Source organism: bacterium (assembly GCA_037147175.1).
GTDB lineage: Bacteria > Cyanobacteriota > Vampirovibrionia > Gastranaerophilales > UBA9971 > UBA9971.
The window spans coordinates 1-26,112 of record JBAWVS010000020.1; the positions used below are offsets into that span (position 1 = coordinate 1).

Here is a 26,112-nt window from a genome sequence, read left to right on the forward strand (position 1 = left end):
AATCGCCAAAATCGTCATTGCGAGCATAGCGAAGCAATCTATAAAAAATAAAATGGATTGCCAGGTTGAGTTTAAAACCTCTCTTCGTAACGAAGCGTAAATTTAATAAGCAATTCGAGTTAATTAGCAATTTCATTAGAAGGTATTTATGGTTATAAAAAAAATTATAAAAAAATTTTTAGATCCGGTTGATTTAGAAGTTTATCCTGATGCAATCATCATCATAAATGCAATCAATGATATTATAGGCTGGAATAGCAATGCTGAAAAGATTTTTGGTTATCTTGAAAGTGAAATTGCGGGTAGAAATATAGCTATCCTGTTTGATAATTGTGTTGAAAAAATTCATGATGCGCTTGATCAAAATACGAGCCAGATTATAACCGCAAAAAACAGGAACGGTGAAGATATAATAGTTGAAATTTCCTGTAGTCCGTTCAATAAAAATGGAAAAAATATAATTTCCGTAAAAGATATAACTAAAAATCAGAAAGTAATAGAAAAACTTCTTTTAGAATATGAAAAAGTTTCCAAAATAGCGCAAAACAAAAACGGTTTTATCGCAGCGCACTCAAATGAACTAAAAAAGCCTATCCATTCTATTATTGGTTTTTCGCAGGGGATGATTGACGGAGTTTGCGGACAAATAGACGAAAAGCAGGAAAAATATATTTCAATTATTAACAAAAACGCTATTAACCTGCTTACTTTGGTAGAAAATATGATTATTCTCTCCAAAATAGAAGCTGAGCAAATTCAAACGGAGTATAAAGTTTTTGATGTTACAGAACTCCTTGTATCTATTAAAAATGATATTGAACATTTAATTAAGGAAAAAAATATCAACTTTGACATTGATTTTAGCGAACTGGAAAGAAAAAATATTTATTCCGATGAAAGCCTGCTAAGGCAAATTCTGTTAAATCTTTACACAAATGCAGTCAAGTTTACTGATGTCGGTCAGGTGCAAATATCAATGAAACACCCTGACATGGAAACAGTCAAAAATTTGGGAATTCATAGAGTTCCTTATTTTACCGAAAAATCATATATTATGTTTTCAATATCAGACACGGGCATAGGCATTTCAGAAGAAGACCAGCAGGGAATTTTTGATGAATATAGTCCATCAGGTAAAATAATGACAAGAAAGTATGGCGGAACGGGTTTAGGTCTGGCTATAACAAAAAAATTGACTGATATTCTGGGCGGAAATGTTTTTTTAACAAGTAAGTTGAGCCATGGTTCAACATTTTACTTTATAATTCCGGTAGAAAAAATCATAACCCCTTTAATTAACAAAACAGAAGAATAAAAATCAAATAATTTTAATTTAAAATTATTTAAAGGCTTGTTAAAGTAGTGCGGTTTGGTTTCTGGAATTTAACTGTTTACGATAAAACCTGTCTGGGATTTAATTGTTTCATCATTAAATCCATAAAGCCTTGCAGGGCGCTTGGACGAAGCTTTAGTAAATTCTTCGTATTCATTTAGAATTTCAAGAGAAATCATTTTTTTTCTGAAATTTCTTTTATCAAGATCTGTATTTAAGATAACTTCATAAGTTTTTTGAAGCTGTGTTAAAGTAAATTTCTTGGACAGCAGCTGGAAGGCTATAGGTGTGTATTCCAGTCTTTCTCTAAGTCTTTTTATTGCATAATCAATAATATCTTTGTGGTCAAATGCAAGTTCAGGCAAACTATATACAGAATGCCAGTTGATTTGTTGAATATTAAGTCCTGCTTCTGCTTCAAGCTTTAAATCATCCGATCTTATGAGTGCAAAATAACTTACTGTTATAACCCTTGCGTTTGGATAACGGTAAGGATCACCGAAAGTGTATAATTGTTCAAGATAAACGTCTTTGACGTGAGTTTTTTCATAAAGAACACGTTTAGCCGCATCATCAAGGTTTTCGGACAACCTGACAAAACCTCCCGGGATTGCCCATTTGTCTTTATACGGTTCTAAGCCCCTTTGAATCAGAAGAACTTCAAGTTTTTTCTTTCTGATGGTAAAGATGACTATGTCGACCGTAACTTCATGTGTTTTTGATTCAAACATAAACCCGCTCTTTTTTGATACACTTAGAGGTAAGTTATATTATACTTTTCATTTGAATTAAAAGTTAATACTCTGTTTGATTTAAATTACCATAAACCTTTTTTATATAATATAATCATAATTATAAGAAGTAATTGTAAAAATTGTTAAAATTAAGTTATTCAAGACTTTTAATAAATTATGTAAAATAATTTTTACGTATACAAAAATTATTTGGAGCGTTCTTATATGTTGGAATCAATGTTTTTAGATCAACCCGTAGAGTTGGCTTTAGAAAATTATTTAAAAGAATATTCACAATTTAATATTGAACCGGAAATTATAAATGTTGAAAATTCTTTATCAAGAATATTATATGAAGATATTCTTGTAAAATATGATATTCCTTGTGCAGACAAAGCTTTAATTGATGGATATGCCGTTAACTCAAAAGATATATCCGAAGCAGAGGTTAATAATCCTGTAACTCTAAGGATTATCGGGGAGGCAAATGTTGAAAGTCCAAACACATTTGTTGTTTCAAAAAATGAAGCTGTAAGAATTTCAAAAGGGGCAATAATGCCTGAAAATGCAGACTCTGTGATTAAGCCTGAAGACACTTTGACAGAAACAGATAAACCCTCGTCAAAAGGGAATAATCACGCAGGGAAAAAATTAAAGGTGTTTGCAAGTGTAATAACAGGTTTTGAGGTCGCAAAAAAAGCTGAAGATTCCAAAGCAGGCGATGTTTTTATACTTAAACAAAGAAAAATACGCCCTCAGGATATTGGCGGAATCCTCGGACTGGGGTACAGGCAGATAAAAGTTTTTAAAAAACCTGTAGTAGCAATTATTCCGACAGGTAATGAACTTGTTTCTATTGATATTGAGCCTGATCCTACACAAATTATATCCTCAAACAGTTATGTCTTAACCGGATTTATAGAGCAATTAGGCGGCATTGGAAAAATAGCAAATATTGTTAAAGATGATTTAAAACAAGTTAAGAAAGCTGTTTTAAAAGCGCTGGAAGTTTCTAATATGGTAATTGTTTCCGGTGGTTGCTCTACAGGTGTAAAAGATTATACTTTGAAAGCTATACAAAGTATCGAAGGTGCAAAAATTCTTTCACACAGCGTAGCAATGAAACCCGGAGGTCATGTTTTGCTTGCGATAGTTAATGGCAAGCCTGTGATAGGGTTGCCTGGTCATCCTGTCTCTAATCTTACAAGCTTTCATGTGTTTGCGAAGCCTGTTCTCAGGAAAATTTCGGGAGATCCGAGATCTTTTTGGCAAATAACCAAAGACACTCCATCAATGCAAGCAACTCTTACAAAAAATATTAAATCTCCTGAAGATAAAGAAGATTATGTAAGAGTAAGGCTCAAAGAACTTGGAAACGGTAAAATTTCCGCATATCCATTTACAGGAAGGTCATCTTTTCTTTCAACGCTTGTAAAATCGCACGGAATTATAAAAATCCCTTCTGACTGCACTGCTTTGTACGAAGGTGACGTTGTAGAAGTAATGTTGTTTTAATATCTCAAAAAGGTTGGATATGCGATGAAAAAAACAATTTTAATATGTTTATTGTCTTTACTAATAATTAATTTTGCCTGCGCTCAGGAATCAGGACAACTTAATCAGAAAGTTATTGCAAACGTTATAACTGATGCAAAAAACACACTTGGTACAACTTATTCGGAAAATTCCATAAAAAAAGCCGAAGCCTTAATAAAATCAAATAATTATGCAGCGGCTAAGCAAACGGTTGATTCTGTCAGTCAATGGGTTTCTGATGCAGCAGAGTATCATACAGCTCTTTTTAAAACACTGAAAAAAGTAGAAAACTCGGATGTACAGGCAAATATTGAAAGAGATCTCGCAATAAAATTTGCGACTATGCGTGATAAGCTTTTATTTTTGCAGGCTCAAATTTTTATTCATAACGGACAAAAAAGAGAAGCTGTAGACAATCTTTCTGCTGTAGTAAACTCTCAACCTACTTCTGAACTGGGTTTTAAGGCTTATAAGCTATTGCAGAATATTGGTTTTACTTATGGGGTCGAGATATTGCCTATAAAAACAGATGCAATTCAGCCTTAGTCTTGAGTGTTGTTTTAAGGAGAAAAAAATGGTCTTAAATGAAATACAGGAAAGATTTTCGATAAGAAATTTTGCGGATAAACAAATTTCCGATGAAGTGCTGAAAGAAATTCTGGAAGCGGGAAGGCTTGCTCCTTCCTGGATAAATACACAGCCATGGCATTTTATAGCAGTAAAAGATGCAAGAAATAAATTGCTTTTGTCTCAACTGGCTCACGGGCAGAAACATGTTGAATTTGCGCCTGTTGTTGTAGTTTGTTGTGGAGATAAAAGTGCGTGGGAAAAAGAAAATTTCAGGGAAACAATGCAAAAACGAGGATTTCTTGAAGAAAGAATAGAAATCCTGCTGAATAATCCTATTTTTAACCCGACTTTGATTAGTGAAGATGCAGTTATGACAAGAACCCTTGAAGAATTGACATACGCTATAGCTTATATGACTCTGGAAGCAAAGGCTCATGGTGTAGGAAGCTGTATAATCGGTGCAATAGGAAATGATTTGACAGGTTCAGTACCGGAAGTTTACGAACTGACAAAGAAAACTCTTGATTTGCCGGAGGATTTAACTATTATGACTTTGCTGCTTCTGGGATATCCTGCTGAAACTCAAGAAATACCCGTTAGAATTCGCAAATCCTTTGATGAAGTTGTTTCGTATGAGATTTATGGAAGATAAAAAAGCGTGGTGTCCTTTAAATTCCTTTGAATTCAGGTTTTCTTTTCTCTATAAAAGCTTGCATACCTTCTTTTCTGTCTTCGCTTGCAAAAGAAAGTCCGAACAAAATTTGTTCTTTTCTGTCAGCAGAGTCTTTATCAAGAGAAATTCCTGCTTTTAATGCTTCTTTTGCGTATTCCAAAATCAAAGGTGATTTTTGAAGCAATTCTTTTGCAAGTTCAGTAGCAGAATTTAAAAGATTTTCCTGAGTTGTGATTTTGTCAATCAAACCTATTTTTAGAGCTTCTTGCGTATCAATAAGTTTTCCCGTCAAAATCATATCTCTTGCATTATTATAACCGACAAGGCGCGGCAATCTGTAACAACCTCCCCAACCGGGGATTGCACCGATAGATATTTCCGGCTGTCCTAATTTTGCTTCTTCAACTGCAATTCTGTAATCACATGCTAAGGATAATTCGCATCCTCCACCAACTGCAACTCCATTTATCGCAGCTATGGTAATGCATTTCAGGCTATCAACTTTATTAAACACCGACTGACCAAGTTTGGAAAACTCTTCTGCTTCAAACTGTCCCATATTTATCATTTGTTTTATATCTGCACCTGCAACAAAAGCTTTCCCGTTTCCTGTAAAAATTAAAACATTTATAGATTTATCTTTGTTTATTTCATCAAGAATTGCAGAAAGTTCGTTTAAAGCTTCTATGCTGAATTGGTTGATTTTTTCAGAGGTTTTTATGGTTAGTACCGCTATATTATCTTGTTTTTCAAGAGAAAATTTTCTTGTTTCCTGTGATATTTCTGTCATTTGAATCTCCATATTTTTAGTAAATTTTATTTTGTATAATCGTAAAAGCCTGAGCCTGATTTTTTACCAAGTTTTCCCTGTTCTGTCATTTTTTTAAAAATAGGGGCAGGTTGATATTTTTCCGAGTTGAAATCATTCTTTAAGGTTTCCATTATTGCCTGACAAACGTCTATCCCTATCATATCAGCTAATGCAAGTGGTCCGACAGGATGATTTGCCCCTAACATCATTGCTTTGTCAATGTCTTCTGCGGAAGATACACCTTCTTCAAAAATCAGAGCGGCTTCGTTTATCATAGGAATTAAAACCCTGTTTACTATAAAACCGGGGGATTCTTTAACTTCAACGGGTTCTTTGTTCAAGGAAATAACAAATTCTTTTGAAATATTATATATTTTTTCGCATGTTTGCTCTGTTTTAATTAATTCTACAAGCTTCATTACGACAGGGGGGTTAAAAAAGTGCATTCCTATGACATTTTCAGGCTTTTTATACAGATTTGCAAGGTCTGTAATCCTAAGTGCCGAAGTGTTTGAGGCAACTATTGCGTCTTCTGAAGCAAATTCACAGAGCTGAGAGAAAAGTTTTTTCTTGATTTCGATATTTTCACTAATAGCCTCAATAATAAGCTGGGAATCTTTAATTTCACTAAATTCAGTTGACAGTTCTAAGTTCTGGAGAATTTCTATGCGTGTTTCATCAGTTATAACTTCTTTTTCTACGCTTTTCAGAAGATTTTTTTCGATTTTAGATTTTGCTTTATTCAAAAAATCTAGGGAAATATCCGTAAGCTTTACTTTATATCCTGATAAAAGGGCTACTGTGGCTATGCCGGAACCCATTATACCAGCACCTATTACTGAAATATTTTTAATTTTCATTTTATTAGTTCTCCGTTTTTATACTCATTGCAATACCCATTCCTCCTCCTATGCACAGAGAAGCTATGCCTGTGTGTAAATCCCGTTTTTTAAGAGCATGTAGAAGGGTTACAACTATTCTTGCTCCGGACGCGCCTATGGGATGACCTAGAGCGACCGCTCCTCCGTTTACATTCACAATATCAGGATTTATGTTTAAATCTTTTAAAACAGCTAAAGATTGAACTGCAAAAGCTTCGTTAAGTTCGAAAAGTTCAATATCTTTTATATTCTGATTTGTTTTAAGCAGGAGCTTTTTTATTGCTTCGACAGGTCCAATGCCCATAACTGAAGGATCAACGCCTGTAGAAGCAAAGCCGGTAATTTCAGCAAGCGGTTTTAGGTTATTTTCTTTTACAAATTTTTCGCCTGCAAGAAGTAAAACTGCTGCTCCGTCATTTATTCCGGAAGAATTTCCTGCCGTAACTGTTCCCCTTCCGTCAGTTTTAAATGCCGCTCTTAATCCTGAGAGTTTCTCAGCTGTGGTTTCAGGTTTTATGTATTCGTCAGTTTTAAAATTTTCGGTTGATTTGCCTTTTTTAATCTGTACAGGTACAATTTCTGTTTCGTATTCTTTTTCCGAAGCAAAAGCAGCTTTCTTTTGGCTTATTGCCGCAAAATTATCCTGTTCTTCTCTTGAAATATTATATTTTTCAGCAATGTTTTCGGCGGTTATTCCCATATGATAATCATTAGCAGCACACCATAGACCGTCATTAATCATTGAATCAATTAAATTAGAATTGCCAAGCTTTAAACCCTCTCTTGCACCTTTTAAAATAAACGGTGATTGGGTCATGTTTTCAGTTCCGCCTGCGATAATTGCATCAGCTTCGCAGAGAACTATGCTCTGATAAGCAAGTTGAAGTGCTTTCATTCCCGAACCGCAGACTTTATTTATTGTAAAGGAAGGTACGCTCTCAGGAATTGCGCACTTTAAAGCTATTTGTCTGGAAACATTTTGACCCAGTCCGGCAGAAAGAACATTTCCGAAAATTACTTCATCAATTTTTTCGGGAGAAATCCCGGAATCTTCCAGAACTGCTTTTGTAACGACAGTTCCTAATTCAACAGCGGAAGTATTTGCTAAAGAGCCTAAAAACGAACCTATTGCCGTTCTTTTTGCAGAGATTATATAAACTTTTTGCATGTTTCACCTTTATTTATAGTCATTATGTACAGGAGCATAAAACTGAACTCCTAATTAAACCTGCATTACAGGCTTCTTTTGCGAGCTGCTCCCTAAAATCGGGATGAGCTATGTTTATCAACAATTTAGCTCTTTCTTCTACGTTTCTTCCTCTTAGGTTTGCCACTCCGTATTCTGTTACTACGTAGTGAACATCATTTCGTGAAGTAGTAACACAAGCACCTTCATCAAGTTTTAATACGATTTTTGAAATTGTATCGTTTTTTGTAGTCGAAGGCATAGCGATTATTGATTTTCCCCCCGGAGAAATACTTGCCGCTCTCACAAAGTCGACTTGTCCTCCAACAGCGGAATACTGCTTGTAACCTATGGTATCTGCGCATACTTGCCCGAAAAGATCAACTTGAATGGCCGAGTTTATTGACATAAGTTTATCTACCCTGCCTGCAACAAGAATATGATTTGTGTAATCAACAGGCTGCATATTTATAAGATCATTTTTATGAACAAAATCATAAAGTCTTTTTGTCCCCATAAGGAAAGAGGCTGTAAACTTGCCAGGATTAAGATTATTAAGTTTGTTAGTAATTATTCCTTTTTTATATAACTCAAGTACTCCATCAGAAAACATTTCTGTATGAATGCCCAGGTCTTTTTTATCCGTCAAAAAATTAATTACCGCATCGGGAATTGCTCCTATTCCAAGTTGTAAATTAGCTCCATCAGGAACTAAAGAAGCAACATTTTTTCCGATTTTCTTTTCTACTTCCGTAATGGAAGGAGGCTGTAATTCAAATAGTTCCCTGTCAGTTTCTACAATATAATCAAGTTCGGAAATATGCACCGTTGAACCGTAAGTAAACGGCATTTGTTTATTTACTTCCGCTATTACTGTCTTTGCATTTTCAACAGCAGCTTTTGTGTAATCAACAGAAACGCCGTAGCTTAAATATCCGTTTTCATCAGGAGGAGAAAGCTGTACGAGCGCAACATCCACAGGAAGAATTTTTTCCTGAAACAGTCGGGGTATTTCGGAGAAAAAAACAGGAGTATAATCTGCCCTGTTTTCAGAAATCGCTTTTCTCGAGCCCGGCCCAGCAAAAAGAGAATTGTGCCTAAAGTGAGAATCCATACCGTCTTTGCAATATTCTGATTTGCCTAGTGCAACCATGTGGACAATTTCAACGTCTTTTAACCGGTCTTTCTGACTTGAAAGATTTTCGGTAAAATGAAACGGTTCTCCTGCCGCATGACCCACTACTACCCTGTCTCCGGAGTTTATTGTATTTATAGCCTCATCAAGAGTTACTTTTTTACTTTCGTATAAATTTTTCCAGCTCATTATAAACCTTTCTTACTCATCAATACAGGCAAGCTTTTTAGCAAAAGTTCTTTTGGCTTCCATATTTGCTAAACGGCTTATCATAATTCTTTGCGCCTGTGGAGAGCCTGCCCCATGCATTGATTCGGTGAGGTATCCGACAGCCGCCCTTCCAAGAGTGAGGTTTTCTATGAGTCTTAAAAGTTTCATTTTGTTTTTTACATTAATACCTTCGGCTCCTGCGAGGTATTTTTCAACCCATTTTGAAGTTTCAGGATTTGTTAAGTCTTTAGCCGAAGGAAGAGTCACCATAAGTCCGCCTGCTATATCTTGCAGAAGCCTCGCAATTTCATAAGGAAATCTTGTTACGTTCTGTTTGCATACATTTGCAAGCAGTAAGTCTATTAAATAGTTTCCTGCTTCAGTTTTTTTACCGCAGGCAGAACATGCCATTCCGCAGGAAAAAAGAGTTTCATTCAGATGATTCATTTCGACAATTTTATCTTTTATATGAGAAACTTTTTCAACTCCGTTATATTCAGCGATTACAGAGGCAGCACCAATTAATACATCACCGACACCGACTTTGCAGCCGCCATAACTTTGTCTGTGATAGCCTGCAAAATATTCGACAAGCACTCCGCTGAAATCATACTCGCCGTCCATATAAATATTTTCGTTTGGGACAAATACATCATCTAAAATCACCAGACATTCTTGTCCGCCATAACAAGCATTTCCTGAATCAATTTGACCTTCTTCGCTTTCATCAAGCTTTCTAAGATCACATGATTGTCTTCCGTAAACATAAATGACACCTTCCGCATCAGCAGGAAGAGAACAGCAGACAGCATAATCTTTATCATCTTCTCTCATTGCCACTGTAGGCATTATAAGCATGTCATGAGAATTTATTGCACCTGTCTGATGGGCTTTTGCTCCTCTTATTACGATTCCGTCAGGTCTTCTTTCGACAATCCTTACATACATGTCGGGGTCTTTTTGTTCGGAAGGGCGTTTGCTTCTGTCGCCTTTTACGTCTGTCATACAGCCGTCAACAACCCAATCGTTGTCTTCGACTTTTTTCATGTAATTAATGAATCTTTTATGATATTCAGTGCCGTATTTTTGGTCTATCAAATGCGTTGTGGCAAATACAGCGTTGAAAGAGTCCATCCCGACGCATCTCTGGAAGCATGTTCCTGTTTTTTGCCCGAGAATTCTTTGCATTCTTATTTTATTCATCAGATCTTCCGTACTCTGGTGAAGATGGCAAAAACGGTTTATAGTTCTTCCTGTAATGCAGGATTTTGCAGTCATAATTTCTTTATATTGAGGATCGTGCGCAAGGTCATAAGTTAAAGCGACAGAATTTATAGAAGGTCTGATTATCGGGTGGTCAACAGGATTTTTAATTTTTTCACCGTTAAAATATACATTTAAAGGTCTTCTTTTTCTAAGGCTTTTAATATATTCTTCGCCTGTCATAAGTTTATTTTCTGCAGTTAAAGTCATTTTCTCTCTATACCCTTTATTAATAGTGAATTAGTTTATTTTAAAATAAAATTTTTTAAAAATCGATTAAATATATTTCGAGTCAAATTTTTTATTCAAACCTGAACTTGATTTTAACTTTAAATTCTTCTTCAAAAAGGTCTTTTTTGCTTTCAGCTTTGTCAATTTCAAGAGAAAAATCAGGCATATTAAGTTTTAACATAACAAAAAGATTTTGAGAAAAAAGATCATAAATACAATCTAAATCAGTAACCAGCGAAAGATGGGAGTTATCAAGAGCATCTGCAAATCTGACAAATGCACTTAATTTTCGGGTGAGTGCTTTTGCGGGTTCAGATAAAGCGGCATAATTTTCATGGCTTTCTTTTGGTTTTTTTCCGCGGTGATAACGGGCTATATTTGCGATTATTTCTATTTCTTCATCAGAAAAACCCTGCGGTTTCTCTTCTTTTATTATTTTAGCTGAATTTTTATGGTGACCTTTTGCAGAAATATAATAGCCAATATCATGAAGAACCGCACCTGCCTCCAGCAAATCTCTTTCTCTTTCAAAGAAATCGTGCAGAACGCCTTGTGTTTTATCAAAAAGGGTTAATGCAAGTTTTTTAACCTGATTGGAGTGATCAGGATTGAGTTCGTATTTTCTTAAAATATATAAGATGCTTTTTTGTTTTGTTGTATCAAGCATTTTTAAGCTCTTCATTTTCTCTTTGGTATATGATAGCCTAAAAAGCTGTTTTCTTAAAATATATTTATTTTTCTGCGATGATTGCAACCCAGGTATCTTCCTGCAAAACTTCAACAATTTTTAATCCGTTTTGAATGCAGGAATCCTGTACATCTTTTGATTTTCCCAATATTATTCCGCTCAAAATTAATTTTCCGCTTTGTTTCATAAGCGCAACAAGTTCCGGCATGGCTTCAATAAGGACATGAGCAAGTATATTTGCCACGACTATTTCGTATTCGCCTGATATATCAGTCGCTACACCTGTATAAAATGTGCATTTGTCAGCTAAATCATTTTTTTTAGCGTTTTCTTCTGCCACATAAATTACAGAAGCATCATTATCAACCCCTACAGCAAAATCAGCACCGAGTTTGATTCCTGCAATGGCAAGAATCCCCGAGCCTGTGCCTACATCAGCTATTTTTATCAGGCTGTCTGTTGATGGGTTTGACGTTTTAATAGTTTGCTCTAATGCCTGAACGCAAAGTCTTGTTGTCGGGTGAGTTCCTGTTCCAAATGCACTTCCGGGGTCTAAGTTTATAATTATTTCGTCATTATTGGCTTTGTATTCTTCCCAACTTGGACAAATTACCACTTTCTTGGAAATTTTTAGAGGATGCCAGTATTGTTTCCAGCTGTGAGCCCATTCATCATCAGAAATTTCCGCCAGAGAAACCGTCCATTCGCCTAAATTTTGTGCTTCAATTCCTAGAGAAACAAGTTTGGTTCTTTCTTGAAGTAATGTATCTTGAATAAAATCCTGATTTACAGGCATATTTTCAATAAAAGTCTTATAACCTTTGATTATGCCTGTATTTTCTCTGGTCAAAATTTCGTCATCATAATATTTTTCGTCTGTTACAACACCGCTACATCCTAATTTTTCAATTAAAACGTCAGAAACATATTCTACCCACGCAGGATTTACTTTGACAGTCAGTTCTATTGATTTACTCATTCAACAAATACGCCCATTCTGCGGAATTTTTCATGCCTGTCGGCTTTAGTTTCTTTTCCTGACAGTGCACTCAATTCGTTAATACTTTTAAGGACAGTATTTTTCAATTCTGTGGCGGTAAAATCCCAATCATAGTGCGCTCCGCCAAGAGGCTCCTGAATAATTCCATCAATTATTTCCATTTTTAATAAATCATTTGCAGTTATTTTAAGGTTTTCTGCTGCCGTGCTTGCCATATCAGCACTTCTCCAGAGAATAGAAGCGCAACCTTCAGGGGAAATTACTGTATAAAGAGAATGTTCAAACATATAAACCCTGTTTGAAACTGCTAAACCAAGCGCACCGCCTGAGCAGCCTTCGCCTAAAATCACCGAAATAATAGGAGTTTCTAATTTAGCCATTTCTCTTAAGTTAACAGCAATAGCCGTGCCCTGACCTGTTTGTTCGGCTTTTATCCCGGGATAAGCCCCAGGTGTATCAATAAGGGTTATGATAGGCAAATTAAATCTGTCTGCGTGATAAAAAAGTCTTAATGCTTTGCGGTATCCTTCCGGCTGAGGCATTCCAAAGTTGTATTCAATGTTTTCTTTGGTTGTTCTGCCTTTTTGTGTACCAATAAGCATAACAGATTTGCCTTCTATCTGGGCAACTCCTCCTATAATAGCTCTGTCATCTGTTCCTGCTCTGTCTCCGTGAAGTTCAACCCAGTCTGTTGTTATTAAAGAAACATAGTCAAGAAACGTAGGTCTTTTTGGATGTCTTGCAATTTGAAGCTTTTGAGAAGGCGTAAGACTCGAATAAAGCTGTTTTTTGAATTCAAGAGCCTGAGCTGTAAGTATTTTTATCTGGTCATCAAGATTTATGCCTGTTTCTGAACTTAATGTTTCAAGTTCTTCTATTTTATCTTCTATTTGATATATTGATTTTTCAAATTCTAAAGGGGTAAATTGTTTATTCATTTTTTATTTTTTCCTCAAATTTTATAGACGAGATATCATTTGCGAGTGGGCAGGATGATATAAAGTTTAGACTTTGACACGTACAGGAGCGTGTATTTTTAATAATTTTTCCAATGTTTCTTTTAGCTCTTTTCTGTGAGAAACCATATCCACATGTCCGTATTTAAGCAGATATTCGGCTGTCTGGAAATCAGGCGGAAGTTTTTGTCTTATGGTCTGTTCAATAACTCTTCTTCCGGCAAAACCTATTCTTGCGCCCTGTTCTGCAATTATTATATCGCCAAGAGTACCAAAGCTGGCAGTAACACCGCCAAAAGTAGGTTCTGTCAGTACAGTGATATAAAGAACCTTTTGCTCATTGGCTCTTGCAACAGCGCAGCTGGTTTTAGCCATTTGCATAAGACTAAGACAGCTTTCCTGCATCCTCGCACCACCTGAAGACGTTAAGGCAATAATAGGAATATTTCTTTTTATGCCTTCTTCTATAAGCCGTGTAATTTTCTCTCCGACAACACTTCCCATACTTCCGCCCATATAGGCAAAATCCATAACGGCAAGTGCTACTTCCCAATCGGAAATTTCCCCAATGCCGGTAACAACAGCTTCATTAAGATTTGATTTCTTTTTTGCATCCACCTGTCTGGTTTTATAACGCATTGTATCTACAAAATCCAGAGGATCAGAAGGAAGCATGTTACTGTTTATTTCTTTGAATGTATCTTCATCCAATAACTGCTCTATGCGGTCTCTTGCTCCAATCCTGAAATGATAATCACATTTGGGGCATACCAGCATATTTTGTTCCAATTCCTTTTGAGGAAGGCTTGTATTGCAGTTATAACATTTTTCCCATAGTTTTAATAAATCATCTCCCGATATCTTTGATTCAACAAGGTCTGCATTTAGCTGTTTATTTCTTCTATTTTCAAACCAGTCTCGTAAGCTCATAATTATATAATTCCTCTCTCATTATTTTTAAATTTGTCGATTAATAAATTTTTATTAATTAATTTTCCGTAACGTGCAATTTATCAAATTCAAGTTTAGATCGGTCTGATCCTAATAACATGTTAAGATCAAAAGTTGATGTACTTCTTTTTGTATCATAACCTATTCTTACTTTTATATCATCGGGGCCAAACCAGCAAAATAATTGATTTTCTGCAAGAAGCTTGCTATCCCAGTTATCTTTTGACAGATTTAAACTTGTTTCATAGCCTATAGTTGCATATTTGTTAAGTTTATATCTTGTTTTTAAAGTGACATTGCTTTTTCCATAATAATATCTGTCGGCTAATAATGGTGTCTTCCCGTAAATGCCGCCCTGATAATAAGTTACCCATGCGTATAGCGGACCATTTTCCACAGTGACTGTAGGACCTGCCCTTAGTACTCCATAAGTATCGCCTGTTCCGTAGACAGCTATATCAAACTGGGAATTTGCTCCTATGGATGCATGTTCTCCAAGCTTGTATAGGGGAACATTGTTGTATAGATTACCCTGTACCTGATATCTGCCTGTACTCCAACGATGATCAGCCTGTATATATGCTGCGCTTGATCTTAAGTCAAAATCAAAATTATTAGCAGAAACCAGTTTTCTGTTATCAACCGCTTCAATAATAAAATCAGGTAATTGTCTTCCAAAAAAGCCATTTTCTATATAAGTATTTTTTCCGTACTGAATTTTTGTTGTAGGACTAAAAGGAAGCTGCTGCTCACCTTCTATAACAAATTTCTTTTTTAATGAAGCGTATGCCAGTTCTGTCCTGTTTGTATCGGAGGTAAATCTTGTCAAAACCCCTGCTCCTGCACCCCTATCAAGTGCTATGATCGGAACAAGCTTAAGAGTTTTTCCGTTTGGCAAATTAAATAAAGGCCCCCAACCTCCATATCCGCCCAAGTTTGGCTTTCTGCCTAATTCAGGGAAATTTGTCTCAACCTGATTTGTTTCTTTGTTTGATGTCAGAGTCAAGCATGGAATTTGAGCTATTTTGTATTTATTAATGGTTACAGTAGAATTCAACAGGGTTATTATATCTACATCTTTGTCTCTTTTAACAAGAACTTTTTTGGAATGAATAATGTATTTATTTTTAAATCCTGATTCGGAATTTTTATTTATGGGTTTTGAAACAATAGAAGGGTCGGTTATGTATTTTGTTCCCGAAGTGGAAAGAACATAACTCAGGCTTTTATCGCTAAAAGTAGCTTTTCCTGTGTAAACATCAGTATCTTTTTTGCTTTCGTCACCTTTTTTGGGGTAGATGTTTGCTGTTTTTGAATCAATTTGTATCTGGCTTATGATGGTCTTGGGGTGATTAATAAGGACAGAGTCCTGTGTAAGGTCAATCCTTGCAAAATCCCCATTAATTACATTTTTTCTGTTTATTATTTTAACGTTTTTTTCGGCGATAATTAAGTCGTTATCTCTGTCATAAGTGACTTTATCAGCTTCAAGAACTGTTTCTTCCCCATCAATATGAATTTTTACATTTCCGGTTGCAACAATCTCGTCTTTTTCCTGATAATAATTCATAAAATCACTGCTAATATTAACGGCAGCATTTCCTTTTAAAGGTTGTGCCGTTGTTTCAGCAGCCGCTTTTTTTGGTTTTTCTTTTGCAAAAGAACTTCCTGTAAAAGAAAATCCGAGAAAAAATAGCAATAATATTATTAAAAACTTTTTAATCAAAGTATGGTGCATCCTTTATTAAAGATTACGTTATAAAATTATTTAAGTTTAATTTAAATCATGTAAAAATTTAATCATGTCTATTAAAATATAGTCATGATTAAATTTCCACATAATTTTCAATAATTTTATTCAATTATTAAGTATTATACATATATGATTAATAAAACAGATATGTTTAATCGCCTCATTTACTTAGAAAACAAGAGATATTAGTCGTATTTAATCTTATAAACAAGTATAGTTATATTCATAATCATACTTGCAAGGTTTGCAGCAATTACCGGCGGTGATTTTATCAACAGACCGTAAATAAACCAGCAGGTAACTCCTGCTAAAAACATTGCAAACATTTCAAAAGAGATATCTTTGACAGATTTTGTCTTTATAATCTGCAATAATTGCGGAACAAAACCGCTTGTTGTAAGTATTGCAGCAATAAAACCTAAAATGTTAATAATCGTAGTGTTCATAATTTACATTCTTTTTTTGTTTTGAAATTATTAATAATATTATACCTTTATTAACGTACATGTTAAAAGACCTTGCAAAATATTTTGCAAGGTCTTTTACTATTGAAAACTTCAGTAATATACCTAAATATATAAAATTCGGTTATTAGCTTTCACTTGTTGAAGGTCTTCTATTTCCAAATCTGGTATTTTTTGGTCTTTTTTTGAATTTTTCTGCATTTGCTCTGTTGCGTTCAGCTTTTTCTTTTTTCTGATTATTTTTAGCCAAAATATTATCCTTAATAATTATTTCTGTAACAATCAGAACAGTAAACAGGTCTGTCACTTTTTGGTTCAAAAGGAACAGTTGTTTCTATACCGCACGCCGCACAAACAGCTTTGAATTGAGGTCTTGGACCTCTTCCGCCGCCGCCACCGCTTCTTCCGCCGCCGCCTCTGGTGTCTTGCATTTTTCTGTTTGCTCTACATACAGGACATCTTTTTGGGGTGGAATATCTTTTTTGTTGATAAAATTCCTGATCTTCACCACTGAAGATAAAGCCTTGACCACATTCTACACATTGTAATTCTTGGTCTTCGAAGTTTTGCTTGAACATTTTGATTCTCTTTCCTTAAAGTTAAAATATTTTTTACCAGTTCTATTATTAACCATCTACAAAATAAAGTAAAATCAAAATTATTTCATTAATAATTTTTTAATATAATTTTTTATATATTTATTGTGGAAAAACTTTTACCCTTCTGGAAAAATCGCTATTTTTGTCAGATATATTATTGTAACAAAATCGTTACAATTTTAAATATATTTTATTTATTCAATATATTATTAGTTCTTAAACTGACAATAATTTAATTTTTTTTAAGATATTAAATCTTGATAAACTAGTTATACTGTGGAGAAAAGAGTAATGGTAAACCAAATTATATGAATAACTTGAACTTAAGAAAAAATTATCAGGTATACTGGTCTATAGTACCTAAAATTGCTGTAAAAGACTCGTATTCACTAAGCCTTGTGTATACTCCGGGTGTAGGCAGAGTCAGCATGGAAATTGCAGAAAACATTGAAAAATCTTTTGAACTCACTAACAGAGCAAATTCTGTAGCTGTTATTGGAGTTGCCGATAGCAAATTCCAGAAAGAAAAGATAGATTCTTTTTCTGAAATTCCCTCTATTGTGATGAAAGCAGCTCTTTATAATAAATTTTCCGGCATTGATGCCCATCCCCTTCTTTTAGAAAGTTCTGAAATTAGTGAAATCGCTGAAATTATAATAAATCTTGCACCAACTTTTGCAGGATTTGTTTTGACAGGACTTTCAGCAAATTATTCGGCTCAAATTAAGGAATTACTAAAAAACGAAAAATTCAATCTGCCTGTTGTCGATGATTTAGAAGATGATAAAAAAACAGCCATGCTTTTAAGATCATTAATTGGTGAAAAAACTACAGAAAACTTCGAACTCCCTGCTGAAACAGAAAAACTTTCGCTTGAGGAAAAATCTGTTGAGCTTCATAAAAGAGCAAAAGGGGTTATTAAAATTGAAAATAACTTTAATAATGAAAATATTTCTGATGAAACAAAACGAATTTCTGAAGAAATAAGCAAAAATCCGGATGCAGCGTACCAATTAACACCAAAAGGAAATTTAGTAGCTGTTATAAGCGATGGTTCTGCCGTGCTTGGATTGGGGAATATAGGAGCAGAAGCTGCATTACCGGTTATGGAGGGAAAGTCAGTACTTTTCAAAACTCTTGGCGATGTTGACGCCATGCCAATTTGTTTAAAAACTCAAAATACAGATGAATTAATCAAAATTATAAGTAAATTAAGTCCGATTTTGGGTGGGATAAACCTTGAAGATATTTCTGCCCCGAGATGTTTCGAGATAGAAAACGCTCTTATTGAGAAGTTAAATATACCGGTATTTCATGACGACCAGCATGGGACTGCGGTTGTTGTGCTTGCAGGATTTATAAATTCTCTTAAGCTCGTAGGTAAAAAGGCTGAAGAAATTAAAGTTGTTGTAAATGGAGCAGGTGCAGGAGCAACAGCAGTTGCAAAGCTTTTGCTCAACTATGGCGTGAAAAATCTCATTCTTTGCGACAGAACAGGCGCTATCTATAATGGAAGAACCGAAGGCATGAACTTCTTCAAACAGGAAATGGCTGAAATTACTAATCCTTGCAAAGAAAAAGGGCTATTTAAAGACGTTATAAAAAATGCAGACTTTTTTATCGGGCTTTCGTCAGGAAATATTGTTAATCAGGAAATGATAAAATCTATGGCAAAAAAAGCCGTTGTTTTCGCTCTTGCAAACCCTATTCCCGAAATTATGCCAGAAGAAGCACTTAAAGCGGGAGCTTTTATTGTTGCAACAGGGCGTTCAGATTACAAGAATCAGGTGAATAATTCTCTGGCATTTCCGGGAATATTTAGAGGAGTTCTGGATGTCAGAGCGGAAAAAATTACTGATGAAATGAAAATAAGTGCAGCTCACGCAATAGCAAATTTAATTCAGGAGCATGAGCTTAACTCCGAATATATAATTCCGCATGCGCTGGATTTAAAAGTTCCTCCTGCTGTTGCAAAAGCAGTTGCCGAAACAGCCATAAAAGCAAATATCGCAGGGATTAAAATTTAAGATTTGTCTACATCAAACAAATGAGATTGTTAAAAAAAATTAAGAAATATTAAAGTTTCTTAACAGAATACCGATTATACAACTATAGCCTGTATTCTGAGAATTTTTTAAGGATCGGTATAGAAATTTATGAATTTGTGTTTGACTAATTTAAGAAAAAACATATCTCTGGTTAAGCCCGTAAAATCAGGAAATAGAGATATTAATTGTCTTATTACCCAGATTAAGATGCTGATGTCTGAGAGTTCTGATAAAAATATTATTCTGGATCTTACAGAAATTAATTTTCTTGATTGTATCAAAGTAAGCGCAATTATTGGTACATATCATTTTTTGGATTTGAATAATAAAAAAATATATATAATAGTAGGAAATAAAGAAGTTAAAGATTCTATTAAAACACTTAGCTTTGATAATATTGAAATAATCTACAGCAGAAATAATTTTGCTCTTGAAAGCATTGCTTAATAAAAAAATAAATCCTTACAGATGCTGCTTTTGCACCTGAATAATAAAAAAATCTAAAATTGTTTTTATAAAAATAGCAATTTTAGAAGGCTCGGTGTTTTTATATATATATGAGAGGTGAATAAAAAAGGGTATCAAAAAGGTATAAAGTTTTTTAATCAGGGATTAACGGAAAGAGTTACAAAGTTTATTAAAAACCATCAAATACTAAACATTAACTATCTTAAATTATAGTTTAGTTCTTATTTTTTACATCAAAAAACTAAGACTAAAGGCTAATTTCGGGGGAACTTTAGCAAAAACGATTTAAGGTAAATTGGGGAAAGAAAGAGGAGAGGCAGATTATGACAACGATTACAAGAATTTTTTCAACATTTAACTCAAGCGGCGGATCTTATTACGGAAAAGGAAACGAACAAAAAGAACAAGCAAATATCGATTCGATTTGGGGTATCCCATCATTCAAATCAAATTTTTTGGTAGATAATTTTGAAGGAAATAACAACGGAGTCAACGGAATTAAGTCCTTTCAAAAGGCTGCTTTTGCCGACTCTATACCGGCTCCGTTTGGTGCTAATATCGATCTGCTAAAAACCGAAGGTAAAAATAATAATCCATTTGCCTCACTAAATCAAAATAATGCGATGCTTCTTTCAAATTTGATGCACGGAGTTGATTCAAATAGAAATAGAAACTTTTTATCTTTAACAGGAAATCATCATGAACATAAACGCGGTAATCATATAAATCAACAATTTGGCAGTCAGACAGCAGGTCTTCATATTATTTCTCCAAATGGAATGTTAGGCAACATTCGTTAGGTCATAAAAATCTCAAATAAAATTTAAGCAAATAAACTACTCCTCAGGAAAGAGGCTGTGATAGCCGGTAGTTATCGGTGGGTAATAAGGTAAAATTTTTAATCTCCTCAATACCTCACATACCTCTTTCATCTCTAAAAGTAAAGGTCCCCCCTTTACTTTTTTTTTGCAGTTTTTAAAAAACGTAAAAGTTTAACAAAGAATTTTTAATTCCGTTTACTAAAATTTGCATTTCATAATTACCTTCAGGCCAGCCTTTGGTGGGGCTTTTTATTGAGAGAAGAATTGTTTTAGACCCTGATTCATTAAATTTCGCTGAATTGACAGGAAGAATTTCTCCTTTATTATCAATAAAACTCCATTTAACATCAATATTATCTGTTTTTTGGGTATTAATCAGCTCAACAGAAGCAAAAATCATTGGAGTCTCGCTATTAAAGGCTTGCATAATCCCAATAGCAGAATTTTTTACAATATCGGCTCTGTCAGTGAGCGAAAATCTTCCGATAATATCGTTTCCCAGACAAGGCTCAGCCCATTTGTTTAATTTGTTTCTTATCTCATTATTTTTAGAAGTATCATTACTGTTAAAAACATAATTTACATAATTTTCTGCGGCTTTATTTTTTATATTTGCCTTTTCATAAGATTCTGCAATGTTTAAAAATAAATCATTCCTGCTGTTATCAAGAGTTAAAGCTTTTTCAAAAACGCCTGAAGCTTTAAGATATAAGCCTTTTTTAAAATAAGCCTGCCCTAAATAGAGATAAAATTTTGGATTTTTCAAGAAAAAATCTTCGTATTCATTAAAAAACTTTATAGCTCCGTCTACATTACCGGACTCCAACAAATCAATACCTGTTGATAAAGATAAAGTTTTGTTAATTTTTATAAATTTGTTTGCTGCCGAACTTTCAGAAGTTATTTTGATAACATCATTCGAATTGTTTTTTAACAAACACCCTGATAATAAAAATGCTGCCACTGTCAGAAAAATTAAAATCTTTTTCATTTATCACCGATCATTTATTTTATATTAATTTTAGCAAACAATTCAGATATAGTTTTAATTTTTTAATGATTGTATTATATTATAATATATTATTGTATTATTATAACTATAGACATACTGAAAGTGGGAAATTTTGACAGTCGCAATTTATCCTGGAAGCTTTGATCCTATAACAAACGGGCATCTTGATGTTCTTGAAAGAGCTTCCAAAATATTTAATAAAGTAATAATTGCAGTGCTGGGAAATCCAAACAAAAATTCCTTCTTATCTGTTGAAACAAGAGTAGAACTTATAAAAAATTCCGTTTCACACCTGAAAAATGTTGAAGTGGATAATTTTGTAGGTTTAACAGTAGAGTATGCTAAAAGTAAAGGTGCAAATGTACTTATAAGAGGATTAAGAGCTGTATCTGACTTTGAGTACGAAATGCAGATGGCTCAAATAAACCAAAATCTCGGTCCGCAGCTTGACAGTATTTTTCTTGTGCCAAAGGTGGAAAACAACTTTGTATCATCCAGCATAGTAAAAGAAGTTGCTTTATTAGGCGGAGATATTTCACAATTCGTACCGGAACCCGTTAACAAATATTTTAAGATGATAAACAACAAATAAAAAAGGTAGGATCTAATTATGGCTATAGGAAGTATTTACAAATTATTAGACAAACTGGAAATGATGGTTCTTAAAGGCATACCAATTCCTTTTACACCATTTGTGATTGTAAATCATGAAAAAATTATTGATGTACTTGATAAAATCAGAGCCTGTATCCCCAGCGAAATACAAGAAGCTCACAGCATAATCAAAAGAAGCGAAGACATCCAAACAGAAGCTCAAAGAAGAGCTGAAAATATCCTCATCGAAGCTAAAGAAAAAGCTGAACGCATTCTTAGTGAATCAGAACTTTTGAAAGCTGTTCATTCAGAAGCTGATAGAGTAAGAGGAGAAGTGATTTCCGAGGCTGAAGCACTCAGAAAGAGATCAGTGGAAGAATCTGAAGCAATAAGAGCTAAAGCTTTAGCTGAGTCTGCGGCTATCAGAGATGGTTCCGACAGATATGCAGAGTCTATTTTATTAAAGCTTGATAAAGATCTAAGCGAAATGTATTCAGTTGTAAAAAATGCGCAAAACCATCTTTCAAGAACAAAAATAGAATCTATAGACTACACAAGCCCTCAACACGTTATTGATGATGAAGAAGAGCATCTCATTTCTTATAAAAGTAGAAGATAAATTCGTTAAATCCCCGTTTTAAACCAAAAACGGGGATTTAACTATAATTTCATTTATTTAAACTATCTATTATTTAAATAATCTGCTTCATTGTTTTATGTAAATCATGTAAAATATCAAATAGGAATATAATATTATTGATTTTATAAAATATATTATATGTTTAAAATGGAGATTCCCAGCAGCTATGTTAAATGATTATATTTTAAGGAAACAGTTTTAACTTATGAATGAGATGATAATATTTGGAATATTTGGGATATTTGGAATTGGCTTAATTATTACACTTTTATATAAGTTTATTGTCCCTGTATCTGAAAAGAACGGAAGCCTTTATGATGTGGAAGGCAATTTGAGCCAGGATAAAGTCATTGAAAAGGCAAATATGTATTATGAAATGGGGCAATTAAGCAAAGCAATATCTTTGCTTGAAGATTACATAAAGAAAAGTCCTGATGATTTGACAATAAGAGCTGTACTTGGAGATTATTTAATAGAAAAAAATCTTATAAGCAAAGCTGAGAAGCACTTTAACCATATAGTAAAAAATGATCCAAAAGACAGAAATGCATTAGAAAAATTGGCTGATTGTTATTATTATGAAGAAAAAAATAATAAAGCAATTGAACTTTATTCAGTAATCCTATCAGCGTTTCCTGATAATCAGGAAGTAAGATACAAATTTGCGGATTCTCTGGCAAAAGCAGGAAAAGTTGATAATGCAATAAAAGAATTAAGAAAAATATTAACAAAAGATCACTTTAATATTGAAGCAAGAAAAAAACTTTCAAGTCTTTTCTATAATAATGGTGAATTTAAAAGAGCCATTTCTGAATTGGAAGAAATATCCAGGATAGATGGACGAGATATTGATCTATTTAAAAGAATAGGTCATATATATTTAAAAATTGGAGACTATATAAACGCAGCGTTTATATACAGAAAAATTATAGATCTTGATGATTCTGAAATAAATATCCATTTTGATCTGGCAAATATTTATATGAAACTCCAAAACTACGATAAAGCAGCAAAAATTTACAATGATTTAATAGAAAAAGGTTATGAAGTTACACCTGAAATGAGTTATGACCTTGCAAACATTTATTTTGCAGCGGCTAATTATGATAAAGTAATTTCAATGTGCAGACAATTATTAATGATGCATCCTGATTTTGAAAAAGCTTCTTTCCTAATAGCACTTTCTTATAAAAATCTCAAAAAATATGATGAAGCAATTAGTGCCTATAAAAAATTAATCAGAGAAGCCGGCACTGCTGAAAAAGAAGAAAAATACAAATATGAAATAAGTGACCTTCTTTGTGAATTGGGTCAGGAAGTCTTTAAGAGAAGAGACTATCAGACGGCGCTTGATAAGTATATTGAGGCTGTAAATTTTAATCCTAAAAATCCGGAAATTTATTATAATCTTGGAAAAATAAATCATGCCGTAAAAAATTATGAGGTGGCAATTTCTCATTTTAATAAAGCTCTTGAATTATCTAATTCTGATATAAAAATCTTACTGAATATAGGTGAGATTTATGAAGAAATCGGTGAACATAATACGGCAATTAATTATTATTATGATGCGGTAAAACTTTATCCTGAAGATTATAAGGCAAGGCATTCTCTCGGAGTGGCTCTAGGGACAGCAGGATTTAGCGATAAGGCACAAGAAGAACTGCAAAAAGCTATTGAAATTGAACCGGATAATCCTGACTCTTATTATCATCTGGCACTGGTTTGTGAAGCAAAAGGAAGTTATGTAGAAGCTAAATCAAACTATAAAAAAGCTCTTGAGATAAATCCGAATCATATCGAAGCAAAAAATAATCTGGGAATTATTATAGAAGAAGAATCAAAATAAACTGTTAATGAATAATTTGGAAAATAAAAAAGTTTTATCAGGACTGTCTCTAAAAGAACTTGAAAAATTTATAATTGAAAACGATGAGCCGGCTTTTAGAGCAAGACAGCTCCAATATTGGCTTTATAAAAAAAATGCTGATAATTTTGAAAAAATGAGTAATTTGTCAAAAGATTTTCGAAATAAACTTCAAGATATTGCAATAATTTCTGACATCAAAATAAAACAAAAACTGGTAAGCAAAGACAGGACTATAAAATACCTTCTTGAATATCCTGACGGGAATGTTGTTGAAACTGTTTTAATGAGTTTTGATAAACGTCCGAATTTAACAGCTTGCGTCAGTACACAAGTCGGATGTGCAGTCGGTTGCACTTTCTGTGCAACAGGAAAAAGAGGTTTTATCAGAAATCTTAAAGCAAGAGAAATTGTCGATCAGATTCTAACAATTCAAAGAGATACAGGGCTTACTGTGACAAATCTGGTTTATATGGGGCAGGGAGAACCGCTTCTTAACTATGATGAAACTATTGAGTCAATAAACATAATTAACTCCGAGCTTGAAATAGGAATGAGGCGTATTACTGTTTCTACCAGCGGAATAGTTCCAAAAATATATCAGCTTACAGAAATGAACAGGCAGCTTATTCTTGCTTTATCACTTCATGCACCTGATCATGAGCTAAGAAAAAAGTTGATGCCCATAGAAGAAAAATATCCGGTTGATGAAGTCATAAAAGCAATGAAACATTACGCAGAAAAAACAGGAAGACGTGTAACTATTGAGTATACTTTGATAGAGGGAGTTAATGATTCTGTTGAACATGCAGAAAAAGTAAACAAGCTGTTAAAAGGCTTAAAATACAATATAAATCTCATCCCCTACAACCCTGTATGTGGTGATATGTTCAAAAAACCTTCTATGGAAAGAATAAATAAATTCAAAAACGTTCTTGAAAAAGTTGAAAGAAAAGTTACCGTGAGACTGGAAAGAGGTACTGATATAGCAGCCGCTTGCGGACAGCTTGCAGGTCAGGTCTTATGACTTTAATTTATATCTTTTTACAAGATAGGATTTAATAATTTTTTTCTATAAACAATTTCAAAAATTCCAGAGCTTCTTCACTGGCAAAAAATTTTATTTTACGTCTTTTCCACAAAGGGTTGGCATTGATTTTTAGTACTTCGGTTTTTTCCCCGTTTGAAATCCCTATATAAACAAGACCGATTGGTTTTGTAAGAGTTGCACCTGTTGGTCCTGCTATTCCGGTTATTCCTACACCAATATCAGCTATAAAAAGTTTTTTTGCTCCTTCTGCCATTGCAGCAGCAGTTTGTTCGCTTACGGCTCCGTAAGTTGTCAGTATTTCTTCAGGAACTTTGAGCATTTCTATTTTGGATTCGTTGGAATAAGTTACCAAATTAAGCTTAATATATGCAGAACTGCCTGAAATATCTGTTAATCTCGAGCTAACTAGCCCCCCTGTGCATGATTCTGCTATAGAAATCGTCAATTTTTTCTCCAGTAGAAGTCTTCCGATGATTTCTTCAATATTTTTCACTATATCGTTGCTATTCAACTTTTTTATTTCCCTTGAAAATTAACAATTATTAATAATACTTGTAAAAGCTCGTCTTCTTGAATAATATTACATCATTCAATTACTTTTTACACCCGATTTTAATTTATTTTTATGAATATAATA

27 protein-coding genes are annotated in these 26,112 nt (G+C 33.9%); 11 read left to right on the forward strand and 16 right to left on the reverse strand.

The features are described 5' to 3' along the window. Positions 1-148 precede the first annotated feature (148 nt). Positions 149-1,315, forward strand: coding sequence for a PAS domain-containing sensor histidine kinase (locus WCG23_06290; GenBank protein MEI8389478.1), 1,167 nt, complete (start codon positions 149-151; stop codon positions 1,313-1,315). A gap of 68 nt (positions 1,316-1,383) precedes the next feature. Here WCG23_06290 and WCG23_06295 read toward each other — a convergent pair whose 3' ends face one another. Beyond that, the gene (locus WCG23_06295; protein ID MEI8389479.1) at positions 1,384-2,064 is read right to left on the reverse strand and encodes an NUDIX domain-containing protein; all 681 of its coding nucleotides are present in this window, start codon (positions 2,062-2,064) and stop codon (positions 1,384-1,386) included. Between the two features lie 228 nt (positions 2,065-2,292). On the opposite strand from WCG23_06295, the gene WCG23_06300 reads away from it, so the two are divergent. Genes WCG23_06300 through WCG23_06310 form a run of 3 tightly spaced genes read left to right on the forward strand, consistent with a single transcriptional unit; the run spans position 2,293 to position 4,825 of the window. Beyond that, positions 2,293-3,582 (forward strand): molybdopterin molybdotransferase MoeA, encoded by a 1,290-nt coding sequence (locus WCG23_06300; GenBank protein ID MEI8389480.1) that lies wholly within the window; start codon positions 2,293-2,295, stop codon positions 3,580-3,582. 24 nt (positions 3,583-3,606) lie between these two features. After that, positions 3,607-4,149: a hypothetical protein gene (locus WCG23_06305; protein MEI8389481.1), complete on the forward strand. Its 543-nt coding sequence runs from the start codon at positions 3,607-3,609 to the stop codon at positions 4,147-4,149. A 28-nt stretch (positions 4,150-4,177) separates the two neighbouring features. Next, positions 4,178-4,825: a nitroreductase family protein gene (locus WCG23_06310; GenBank protein MEI8389482.1), complete on the forward strand. Its 648-nt coding sequence runs from the start codon at positions 4,178-4,180 to the stop codon at positions 4,823-4,825. A 16-nt stretch (positions 4,826-4,841) separates the two neighbouring features. On the opposite strand, the gene WCG23_06315 is transcribed toward WCG23_06310, so the two are convergent. The 13 genes from WCG23_06315 to WCG23_06375 all read right to left on the reverse strand — a co-directional run bounded on the left by WCG23_06315 (position 4,842) and on the right by WCG23_06375 (position 16,953). Further along, the gene (locus WCG23_06315) at positions 4,842-5,636 is read right to left on the reverse strand and encodes an enoyl-CoA hydratase-related protein (GenBank protein ID MEI8389483.1); all 795 of its coding nucleotides are present in this window, start codon (positions 5,634-5,636) and stop codon (positions 4,842-4,844) included. 26 nt (positions 5,637-5,662) lie between these two features. Next, entirely contained in the window at positions 5,663-6,511 is an 849-nt protein-coding gene (locus WCG23_06320; protein MEI8389484.1) for a 3-hydroxyacyl-CoA dehydrogenase NAD-binding domain-containing protein, read from the reverse strand. 10 nt (positions 6,512-6,521) lie between these two features. Beyond that, positions 6,522-7,706 carry an acetyl-CoA C-acetyltransferase gene (locus WCG23_06325; protein ID MEI8389485.1) on the reverse strand — a complete coding sequence of 395 codons (1,185 nt, stop codon included), beginning with the start codon at positions 7,704-7,706 and terminating at the stop codon, positions 6,522-6,524. 22 nt (positions 7,707-7,728) lie between these two features. Beyond that, a complete protein-coding gene (locus WCG23_06330; protein MEI8389486.1) occupies positions 7,729-9,048 on the reverse strand; it encodes an acetyl-CoA hydrolase/transferase C-terminal domain-containing protein in 1,320 nt (439 codons plus the stop codon). Positions 9,049-9,060: 12 nt separating this feature from the next. After that, complete coding sequence (locus WCG23_06335) at positions 9,061-10,542, reverse strand: 4-hydroxyphenylacetate 3-hydroxylase family protein (GenBank protein ID MEI8389487.1); 1,482 nt, start codon at positions 10,540-10,542, stop codon at positions 9,061-9,063. Between the two features lie 91 nt (positions 10,543-10,633). Then, positions 10,634-11,230 (reverse strand): HD domain-containing protein, encoded by a 597-nt coding sequence (locus WCG23_06340; GenBank protein ID MEI8389488.1) that lies wholly within the window; start codon positions 11,228-11,230, stop codon positions 10,634-10,636. Between the two features lie 64 nt (positions 11,231-11,294). Then, positions 11,295-12,230, reverse strand: a complete 936-nt coding sequence (prmA, locus tag WCG23_06345) for a 50S ribosomal protein L11 methyltransferase (GenBank protein MEI8389489.1) — start codon at positions 12,228-12,230, stop codon at positions 11,295-11,297. Beyond that, positions 12,227-13,189: an acetyl-CoA carboxylase carboxyltransferase subunit alpha gene (locus tag WCG23_06350; protein ID MEI8389490.1), complete on the reverse strand. Its 963-nt coding sequence runs from the start codon at positions 13,187-13,189 to the stop codon at positions 12,227-12,229. The genes prmA and WCG23_06350 overlap by 4 nt, the downstream gene beginning before the upstream one ends. Before the next feature lie 66 nt (positions 13,190-13,255). Next, positions 13,256-14,137, reverse strand: a complete 882-nt coding sequence (gene accD, locus WCG23_06355; protein ID MEI8389491.1) for an acetyl-CoA carboxylase, carboxyltransferase subunit beta — start codon at positions 14,135-14,137, stop codon at positions 13,256-13,258. 58 nt (positions 14,138-14,195) lie between these two features. Next, positions 14,196-15,884, reverse strand: coding sequence for a hypothetical protein (locus WCG23_06360; protein MEI8389492.1), 1,689 nt, complete (start codon positions 15,882-15,884; stop codon positions 14,196-14,198). A gap of 212 nt (positions 15,885-16,096) precedes the next feature. Further along, on the reverse strand, positions 16,097-16,357 hold the full coding sequence (locus tag WCG23_06365; protein MEI8389493.1) for a SemiSWEET transporter: 261 nt from the start codon (positions 16,355-16,357) through the stop codon (positions 16,097-16,099). Between the two features lie 145 nt (positions 16,358-16,502). Beyond that, positions 16,503-16,625 (reverse strand): hypothetical protein, encoded by a 123-nt coding sequence (locus WCG23_06370; protein MEI8389494.1) that lies wholly within the window; start codon positions 16,623-16,625, stop codon positions 16,503-16,505. 10 nt (positions 16,626-16,635) lie between these two features. Further along, entirely contained in the window at positions 16,636-16,953 is a 318-nt protein-coding gene (locus tag WCG23_06375; GenBank protein MEI8389495.1) for a CxxC-x17-CxxC domain-containing protein, read from the reverse strand. Positions 16,954-17,771: 818 nt separating this feature from the next. On the opposite strand from WCG23_06375, the gene WCG23_06380 reads away from it, so the two are divergent. The 3 genes from WCG23_06380 to WCG23_06390 all read left to right on the forward strand — a co-directional run bounded on the left by WCG23_06380 (position 17,772) and on the right by WCG23_06390 (position 20,290). Then, positions 17,772-19,001 (forward strand): NADP-dependent malic enzyme, encoded by a 1,230-nt coding sequence (locus tag WCG23_06380; GenBank protein ID MEI8389496.1) that lies wholly within the window; start codon positions 17,772-17,774, stop codon positions 18,999-19,001. A gap of 129 nt (positions 19,002-19,130) precedes the next feature. Beyond that, positions 19,131-19,469: an STAS domain-containing protein gene (locus WCG23_06385; protein MEI8389497.1), complete on the forward strand. Its 339-nt coding sequence runs from the start codon at positions 19,131-19,133 to the stop codon at positions 19,467-19,469. A gap of 344 nt (positions 19,470-19,813) precedes the next feature. Next, positions 19,814-20,290, forward strand: coding sequence for a hypothetical protein (locus WCG23_06390; GenBank protein ID MEI8389498.1), 477 nt, complete (start codon positions 19,814-19,816; stop codon positions 20,288-20,290). Positions 20,291-20,465: 175 nt separating this feature from the next. Here the strand turns inward: WCG23_06390 and WCG23_06395 are convergent, their stop codons facing one another. After that, positions 20,466-21,302, reverse strand: a complete 837-nt coding sequence (locus tag WCG23_06395) for a hypothetical protein (protein ID MEI8389499.1) — start codon at positions 21,300-21,302, stop codon at positions 20,466-20,468. Between the two features lie 130 nt (positions 21,303-21,432). Here WCG23_06395 and coaD point away from each other — a divergent pair, with 130 nt between their 5' ends. From coaD to rlmN, 4 genes are all read left to right on the forward strand, one after another. Further along, complete coding sequence (gene coaD, locus WCG23_06400) at positions 21,433-21,915, forward strand: pantetheine-phosphate adenylyltransferase (protein MEI8389500.1); 483 nt, start codon at positions 21,433-21,435, stop codon at positions 21,913-21,915. Between the two features lie 18 nt (positions 21,916-21,933). Further along, positions 21,934-22,536 carry a hypothetical protein gene (locus WCG23_06405; protein ID MEI8389501.1) on the forward strand — a complete coding sequence of 201 codons (603 nt, stop codon included), beginning with the start codon at positions 21,934-21,936 and terminating at the stop codon, positions 22,534-22,536. Between the two features lie 226 nt (positions 22,537-22,762). Further along, positions 22,763-24,406 carry a tetratricopeptide repeat protein gene (locus tag WCG23_06410; protein ID MEI8389502.1) on the forward strand — a complete coding sequence of 548 codons (1,644 nt, stop codon included), beginning with the start codon at positions 22,763-22,765 and terminating at the stop codon, positions 24,404-24,406. 7 nt (positions 24,407-24,413) lie between these two features. Further along, positions 24,414-25,451, forward strand: a complete 1,038-nt coding sequence (gene rlmN, locus WCG23_06415) for a 23S rRNA (adenine(2503)-C(2))-methyltransferase RlmN (protein ID MEI8389503.1) — start codon at positions 24,414-24,416, stop codon at positions 25,449-25,451. Positions 25,452-25,482: 31 nt separating this feature from the next. Here rlmN and WCG23_06420 read toward each other — a convergent pair whose 3' ends face one another. Beyond that, on the reverse strand, positions 25,483-25,986 hold the full coding sequence (locus WCG23_06420; GenBank protein ID MEI8389504.1) for a nicotinamide-nucleotide amidohydrolase family protein: 504 nt from the start codon (positions 25,984-25,986) through the stop codon (positions 25,483-25,485). Positions 25,987-26,112 lie beyond the last annotated feature (126 nt).

What these genes read in the sequence shown, in the direction of transcription:
- accD (MEI8389491.1), bottom strand. Translation starts at nt 14,137, where the DNA reads ATGAGCTTACGAGACTGGTTTGAAAATAGAAGAAATAAACAGCTAAAT.
- WCG23_06365 (MEI8389493.1), bottom strand. Translation starts at nt 16,357, where the DNA reads ATGAACACTACGATTATTAACATTTTAGGTTTTATTGCTGCAATACTT.
- WCG23_06300 (MEI8389480.1), top strand. Translation starts at nt 2,293, where the DNA reads ATGTTGGAATCAATGTTTTTAGATCAACCCGTAGAGTTGGCTTTAGAA.
- WCG23_06385 (MEI8389497.1), top strand. Translation starts at nt 19,131, where the DNA reads ATGAATTTGTGTTTGACTAATTTAAGAAAAAACATATCTCTGGTTAAG.
- WCG23_06290 (MEI8389478.1), top strand. Translation starts at nt 149, where the DNA reads ATGGTTATAAAAAAAATTATAAAAAAATTTTTAGATCCGGTTGATTTA.
- WCG23_06395 (MEI8389499.1), bottom strand. Translation starts at nt 21,302, where the DNA reads ATGAAAAAGATTTTAATTTTTCTGACAGTGGCAGCATTTTTATTATCA.
- WCG23_06375 (MEI8389495.1), bottom strand. Translation starts at nt 16,953, where the DNA reads ATGTTCAAGCAAAACTTCGAAGACCAAGAATTACAATGTGTAGAATGT.
- WCG23_06305 (MEI8389481.1), top strand. Translation starts at nt 3,607, where the DNA reads ATGAAAAAAACAATTTTAATATGTTTATTGTCTTTACTAATAATTAAT.
- WCG23_06315 (MEI8389483.1), bottom strand. Translation starts at nt 5,636, where the DNA reads ATGACAGAAATATCACAGGAAACAAGAAAATTTTCTCTTGAAAAACAA.
- WCG23_06340 (MEI8389488.1), bottom strand. Translation starts at nt 11,230, where the DNA reads ATGCTTGATACAACAAAACAAAAAAGCATCTTATATATTTTAAGAAAA.
- WCG23_06350 (MEI8389490.1), bottom strand. Translation starts at nt 13,189, where the DNA reads ATGAATAAACAATTTACCCCTTTAGAATTTGAAAAATCAATATATCAA.
- WCG23_06405 (MEI8389501.1), top strand. Translation starts at nt 21,934, where the DNA reads ATGGCTATAGGAAGTATTTACAAATTATTAGACAAACTGGAAATGATG.
- prmA (MEI8389489.1), bottom strand. Translation starts at nt 12,230, where the DNA reads ATGAGTAAATCAATAGAACTGACTGTCAAAGTAAATCCTGCGTGGGTA.
- WCG23_06310 (MEI8389482.1), top strand. Translation starts at nt 4,178, where the DNA reads ATGGTCTTAAATGAAATACAGGAAAGATTTTCGATAAGAAATTTTGCG.
- WCG23_06335 (MEI8389487.1), bottom strand. Translation starts at nt 10,542, where the DNA reads ATGACTTTAACTGCAGAAAATAAACTTATGACAGGCGAAGAATATATT.
- WCG23_06380 (MEI8389496.1), top strand. Translation starts at nt 17,772, where the DNA reads ATGCTTTTAAGATCATTAATTGGTGAAAAAACTACAGAAAACTTCGAA.
- WCG23_06295 (MEI8389479.1), bottom strand. Translation starts at nt 2,064, where the DNA reads ATGTTTGAATCAAAAACACATGAAGTTACGGTCGACATAGTCATCTTT.
- WCG23_06410 (MEI8389502.1), top strand. Translation starts at nt 22,763, where the DNA reads ATGAATGAGATGATAATATTTGGAATATTTGGGATATTTGGAATTGGC.
- WCG23_06330 (MEI8389486.1), bottom strand. Translation starts at nt 9,048, where the DNA reads ATGAGCTGGAAAAATTTATACGAAAGTAAAAAAGTAACTCTTGATGAG.
- WCG23_06390 (MEI8389498.1), top strand. Translation starts at nt 19,814, where the DNA reads ATGACAACGATTACAAGAATTTTTTCAACATTTAACTCAAGCGGCGGA.
- rlmN (MEI8389503.1), top strand. Translation starts at nt 24,414, where the DNA reads ATGAATAATTTGGAAAATAAAAAAGTTTTATCAGGACTGTCTCTAAAA.
- WCG23_06325 (MEI8389485.1), bottom strand. Translation starts at nt 7,706, where the DNA reads ATGCAAAAAGTTTATATAATCTCTGCAAAAAGAACGGCAATAGGTTCG.